We start from the raw sequence: 6386 nt of genomic DNA on the forward strand, positions 1-6386 counted from the left end.
TTCTGAAAAGGTTGCCGACACATAAAGTGACCCAAATAGAAGAATTACTGCCACACCGCTGGAAATCCGACCAAAATTAAAAAATAGGTATGGGATTCAGCGGACGCTTACATAACGACAGCAATACAGAAGGATGCGTATAAACCTACTTTAGGATCTACACCTGCAATAATTGAAAATGCGATAGCTTCAGGGATTAATGCAAGACCGACAACAAGTCCTGCAAGCACATCTCCACGGATGTTAGAGAACCATTGTTCTCGTACATTAGATAACATAAACATAGCCTATTTTTTAATTTTTCAGATAGGCTAGTGATGTGATATATACAACACACAAGCGACTACACCACATCACTAGACAGTGATGAGTTATTTACTGATTAAAGAGGTAAATAAACTTAAGGTGGCGTAAGTGTCATAAATTCAGTGCATTGTTTGAGAGAAAATATCAGAGCAAGGATAACAGCTCGTTATCATTCTATCTACCCTAACCATTTTGTAGAAGCTGCTTATTCAGCTAAGAAAATTGTCAATTTGCATTCTAAAAAACTGTGCATTTAACATAATGCATATTATACGCAATATGCTTGTTAGAACCCATTTAAAGTGTCTATATTCTCACCAATAAAAATGTCTAGTTTATGATGGTTTTTATCACCATGGACTGGATATAAATATAGATGCTGATCACTATGTCGGATAAAGAACTTAAACGATTGTCGGTCTTGCAGGAAATCTGTGATCAACGCATAACCCAGTCCCAAGCTGCTCAGCTACTTCATATTTCAGAGCGTCAGATCAGGCGTTTATTGCAAAAATACAAAGCTCAAGGCCCAGCTGCATTAGCCCATGCCGGTCGTGGTCAAATCAGCAATTCCAGGCTTCCTGAAGAGCTCAGACTCAAGTGCCTCAATATTGTTTCTGATCAACTGCATGGTTTCGGACCCACTTTAGCGCATGAAAAGCTCACCACCGTTCATGGCTTTGATATTTCAGTGGAAACACTGCGTTCCTGGATGATTGCAGTCGATTTATGGATTCCTCGCGCCAAGCGTCTGAAACGCCCGTATCAGCCACGTTATAACCGGGATTGCTTCGGTGAGCTATGCCACAATTAAAGGTATTGAAGTGATGAGAGCACTACGTAAAGGGCAAGCTTCATCATTTTATTATGATCAGCCTGAGGGTGAAGTGTATCTCGTAAATAGAGTTTTCAGTCTTTAAGTACTTTTTAGAAGGAACACATCGACTCAAATCCCTATTTGCAACAGTGCCCTTTTTTCTGCTTGAATCGTGCTCGTATGAACCATTCCCAGATCGAGTTTACTATCTTATGCAGGCAAGCTATTCATTTATAGTCTTTTAATAAAATTTAGCTATTGATTGAGAAAATATTTGCTCATAAAACTTAAATTACTACTTTTATGAGCAAATATATTCTCGTTTTTTTGGTTTTATGATATTTTTGAGAAAATATTTGCTTATTTATATCTATGGAAAAATTAACGATACAGGCTCTTCTCGATACAAAATGGTTAGATATAGCAGAACTCAAGATATTAGAGCCACATAAAGGATCTGCAAGTGCAAGTGAGTTAGTTTACGAATTAGAATATGCCATTTCTTATTTAGATAAGAGAGATGAACATGCATGTAGTTTAGCGCTTCCTGTTCAAATTCTTATCCAACATGAATCGAAAGTCTGGTTTAGTTTTTTAGATGATATTGTTCCATCTGGTGCTGCTCGACGTTATTTAGTTCAATATCTAGGTCTGCAAAAACTCTCATCAGCAGAACAAGATTTTACTTTATTGGCAAAAGGTACAATTGCTCCTGTAGGGAATCTAAGAGTTAAGGAATCTGTTCCTTTGATCAGTTCAGAATCAACATTACATTTACGCAAGTTCACTACGGATGATGTTACGGAACGGAATATTGATTTTCTCGAATACGCACAACAAATGGGTGCAATTAGTAGCGGTGCAACTGGTGCAGGTGGGGAAGCTCCAAAATTACTGATTCGCGTGTCACAGGATCAGCAAGTTTGGATCGATACCTATCAAAATTCTTTTGATGAACCAGATCAGCATTATCTAGTCAAATTCCCTCGAAATAATCGTAGTGCAATAGATTGCGACATATTGAGAACAGAATATCATTTTTATCATGTATTGAATGAATTTGGATTTAAAACCATTGAAACCTCTCAGATGAAGCTGATAGAAGGTCAGAAATATCCTTCATTATGGCTGCCGAGATTTGACACTGAGTGGCAGAATCAGCAATGGCATCGACTTGGACTTGAGTCTGTTTATTCTGTATTGAATAAAACATCAGGGAGCCATATGAATCATTTTGAAGTCATAGATGAGCTTTGTACCTTATTAAAATCAGTGGACAAAAACTTTGATTCTTCGCAATTCGTTTGTGATTGGTTACAAAGGGATCTACTTAATATCATTTTTGGTAATTCAGATAATCACGGTCGTAATACGTCATTCTTAAAAAAATCAGGAAGAATATTTCTTGCTCCAATTTACGATTTTGCCCCGATGAAAGCCGATCCAGAAGTTGTGACGAGATCAACAACATGGGGAAGTCCGTATGAAGAAGGAGGGGAATACCGTTGGGAAGGTATTACCCAAAATCTTGCACACTGGTGTGAACCACATATATCTTTAAGTACATTAAAAATATTGGCTAGCAAACTTCTTGGACTTAAACAGCAATTAATCAACAAAGGTGTTCCCCAAACAATTATAGATATGCCAGGTCTAGGATATGACTTCATTGAAGCCAAATTGAGTCGATGGGAACTATTATGAAAAATAAAAATCAGCCACTTGACCGTCAACAATTGCTCATTGACTTATATACGCAATATTTATTCGGTAAAATTACCTTGGGACAACTGTTGAGCTACCTGCGCAAAAACGTACTTGGGCTAACACAAGAAAAATATGCAGCAATGGTCGGAATCAGTCGGCGTACTTTAACCGATATTGAACAAGACAAAGGTCAACTGACTCAGATCGTGTTGGATAAGGTGTTTAAGCCACTTGGCTTAAAAGCTGGCCTCATACCGACACATGAGCATATCGTTCGTAAGATTATTCAGCCACCTAGTGATTAAGAGCTTTATAGGGCACTGTTGCAAATAGAGAGGTAGATCAGGAAATTTGAACAACACTTATAAGTGATATTTTGCTCCCCAAATGATGTTATAAACATCGATATAAGGAGTATTTTATGGCACGTAGACCAAGAAGAAATCATTCAAACGACTTTAAGGCTAAGGTAGCACTTGCTGCGATCAAAGCAGAAAAAACACTTACTGAATTGAGTGCTGAATTTGATGTTCATCAAAACCAAATTATTGACTGGAAAAATCGGTGGTGTTTCAAAAAGTATGCTGACTATATTTTAACCCTAATTTAAATCTCATAAAGCACTAAAAATATAGTGAATTTAATTTACTTCTTTTCAATTTTTCTATTGACAGAATTAACTAGCATACTTTTTGAAACACCATCAGATCGTGAATATCCTTATCTTCAGTATATGAATAGCGGATCTGATAAAGCGGTAGGTAGTTATCGATTAATTCATCCATACTATCTAACCCAACGATATGCTCTCTTAGATAGTTAAATCTAAAAAAGTTCCCTTCAGTCGCAACGAGCGCCTTTTTCAAGACCGGTCGGCTAAAGTATTCTTCAGTCAGATCGATGGTTTTATGGTTAACTTCAGCTTGGATCTGATTCTGTTGCTTGTCGGTCAAGCTACCAGCATGCAATTGGTATGCACTGGCTTTGATTTCACGCTTAAAAGTCGTATCAATCTCAGAATCAGTCGTTTTATTTCTAAATTCTTGCTGATTGACTAAGACAAAACCTTTCTTATATGTCTCACTGTTCATAAAGTCAGATTTAAGCGTGATTGTGTGCTTTTCAGTGGATTTATTAATAATCCCTTCACCTAGAAGCTCTAACTTTAAGTTGTCGTAAAACGTGCCAGTCTTAACAAAGTGGTACATGAACGTTTCAAGTACACGCCCGTATTCATCAATCGCATTGTCAAACTTACGTTTGTACTGGTCAAACTCATAGCCATGTTCTTTATCAAACAAGTCAAGGTTATCATTATTCAAACGATATGATTTATGCAGTTTATATGGGCATAAACGAGCACCACGGCCAATCAACTGAATATCTTGCAGCGATACTTTTTTCGCTGCAGAAATATCAAAGTGAATGATGTCATAGAGACTTAAAACATCCCAACCTTCTGTGAGTGCATCAACTGAAAATATCACCCGATTATAGTTTTTAGGATCATCTAAAATCGGCAACAAAGTTGAATTGGTTTTATCCGTTGAGTTGTAAACAAACGTGTTATCTGAAGAAAAACGAATTTTAATTTCAGAAATAAATGATTTTAAACCATCTCTATCGCTGATCGTGGATAGACCAGACTTCGGAGAGGCAATCCAAGCAAACATTTGACGCAAGAAACGAAAGCTATCTTCAGCGTCTTGCAAATTAGTCTGATTGGTTTCACTTAGCTTTTTCAGATAATCTAAATCTTGTGGCTTAAGTGAATTAATCACCTTATGGAAAAATTCACGGTCTAGCTTGCTTTGTTTAATGTTGGTTGATTTCACCAATATAATTGGGTTGATCGTGACTTGCATATCACGCTCAGCGAATAAACGTCTGTATTCACTCAATACAACGGCATTAATCACCAATAAGCGTTTTTGATCGGCGATCTGAGTTTCAGTGTTGTAAAGGAAGCAAACCGCTTTACTGTAACCTTCCTTATTGAATCTCAAGAAATCGTATTTATAGACTAATTTGTCCTGATACTTCCTATGGATGGCACTATTGCCCAAGTCAACAGTAGCAGTAAACTCCAGCAAAAGATTATCTGGCCGTGCCTTGATTGCAGTATTGACCGAAGTTTCCCAATTGGTAATCGCTTCATCATCTTCTTTTATCTTCTTACGTGTATTCACGTTAAGTCGATGCGCTTCATCTGCAATCAGAACAATTTTATTATTCAAGAAATCTTCTGCAGACAAACCATTTTCTACCTCATTCACAAGTTTGTTGTAGAGGAACGCCGTACTTAAAAACATAAAGTTAATAGCGTTGCCTTGTGAATCTGGAAAGAGTTTGATTTCTTTAACAGGAATAGAACGTCCATTGATTTTCACGCCGTTCTTATTGAAAAGATACTTTTCAAATTGCGGATCAATAAAGTTCATATAGGCCTGTTCAATAATCTGCAATTGATGGACCATAAATATGAAATTACGGTAGCCTTTCTCATATAAAAAGAGAATAACAGCAGCCATGGTGAGCGTTTTACCGGCACCAGTTGACATATTGAAAAGTAAGTGTTTGGCTTTAGTCGGATCTTGATCATAGATCCAGATAAAATGCTTTACAGCCTCTTCTTGATACCCCCTTAAAGTACGCGACAAGTTATCAGTGATATAGCGAGGGATAGTAAAGTTTTTAGCCCACTCAATGTATTCACTGTCGTTTTCAATACGATAATATAGGAAGTCTTTTAAGGTATCTTTTACCAATGTTGGGCTTAATCTAGACATTAGGTGCACCATAAAACTTATCAGTGAGCGCAATCTCTTCCTGAGTGACTTTGAATTTTGAATCCAACATATCTGCATGGTTTAGATATAGCTGGTTTTCATCCAAAACTTGCAATAAAAGCACTTTACGATCGTCTAGTGATAAAGCCCTAAATGATTCCTCACGCTCAAAGTCTTTTTTATCAAACCAAAACTTTAAAAAGGCATTCTGAGCCATTTCATTATAAATACTGTCCAGCTCACCTTTACTTGTTGCAGCCAAGATTCCATCTTGATAGGCCTGGTTATAGCGCTTCAGTTCAAAATAAACAAATGAACCGCCACCATTCCAATTTACAAGTTTAGAGATACCGCCGTCCTCACCGTTTATTACGCGTTTTAAGCGTGTTTTGGTGATTTCATCAATATAGTCCATCTGCTCAATCGCAATCCATTTGCGACCCAATTTATGCGCCACAGCAGCCGTAGTACCCGAACCTGAGAAAAAGTCGAGCACAAGATCTCCTTCATCCGTGGCGATCTCAATAATACGCTGTAAAAGTAGTTCTGGTTTTTTCCCATTCGGGAACAATACACCACCCTCTTTTGTTAAATTGTTCAGCGGAAAGCCATCCCAAAAGGTGCCAGCTTTTTCAAGCTTGAAGATATATTTCCCTCAGAGGTGGTCCCACTTGTTTGAACAACTAAAAGCGTATTTATAAGTGATATTCCGCTCTAGTTAAGCCACCTTGTTTTGTTGGGGTAGCTGATCATAGTAAAACTCATTT

At 37.4% G+C, this 6386-nt stretch carries 4 protein-coding genes and 4 pseudogenes; 5 read left to right on the plus strand and 3 right to left on the minus strand.

The window, feature by feature from the left end; genetic code table 11:
- Positions 1-110 precede the first annotated feature (110 nt).
- Positions 111-278 (minus strand): annotated as a pseudogene (locus L6C30_RS14040) (SulP family inorganic anion transporter); the annotation flags it as partial.
- Positions 279-694: 416 nt separating this feature from the next.
- Here L6C30_RS14040 and L6C30_RS14045 point away from each other — a divergent pair.
- The 5 genes and pseudogenes from L6C30_RS14045 to L6C30_RS14065 form a co-directional block, all read left to right on the plus strand.
- Positions 695-1108, plus strand: a pseudogene (locus L6C30_RS14045) (helix-turn-helix domain-containing protein); the annotation flags it as partial.
- Positions 1104-1226: pseudogene (locus L6C30_RS14050) on the plus strand (IS6 family transposase); the annotation flags it as partial. The pseudogenes L6C30_RS14045 and L6C30_RS14050, both read left to right, overlap by 5 nt.
- Positions 1227-1495: 269 nt before the next feature.
- On the plus strand, positions 1496-2827 hold the full coding sequence (locus tag L6C30_RS14055) for a type II toxin-antitoxin system HipA family toxin (protein WP_236163300.1): 1332 nt from the start codon (positions 1496-1498) through the stop codon (positions 2825-2827).
- On the plus strand, positions 2824-3135 hold the full coding sequence (locus tag L6C30_RS14060) for a helix-turn-helix transcriptional regulator (protein ID WP_139853755.1): 312 nt from the start codon (positions 2824-2826) through the stop codon (positions 3133-3135). The genes L6C30_RS14055 and L6C30_RS14060 overlap by 4 nt, the downstream gene beginning before the upstream one ends.
- Positions 3136-3251: 116 nt before the next feature.
- A pseudogene (locus L6C30_RS14065) lies at positions 3252-3395 on the plus strand (IS3 family transposase); the annotation flags it as partial.
- Positions 3396-3510: 115 nt separating this feature from the next.
- Here the strand turns inward: L6C30_RS14065 and L6C30_RS14070 are convergent.
- Positions 3511-5619, minus strand: a complete 2109-nt coding sequence (locus L6C30_RS14070) for a DEAD/DEAH box helicase family protein (protein WP_139853754.1) — start codon at positions 5617-5619, stop codon at positions 3511-3513.
- Positions 5612-6265, minus strand: coding sequence for a DNA methyltransferase (locus L6C30_RS14075; protein ID WP_268920016.1), 654 nt, complete (start codon positions 6263-6265; stop codon positions 5612-5614). The genes L6C30_RS14070 and L6C30_RS14075 overlap by 8 nt, the downstream gene beginning before the upstream one ends.
- Positions 6266-6386: the final 121 nt, after the last annotated feature.

This window comes from Acinetobacter sp. KAM396 (genome assembly GCF_021602765.1).
GTDB lineage: Bacteria > Pseudomonadota > Gammaproteobacteria > Pseudomonadales > Moraxellaceae > Acinetobacter > Acinetobacter towneri_A.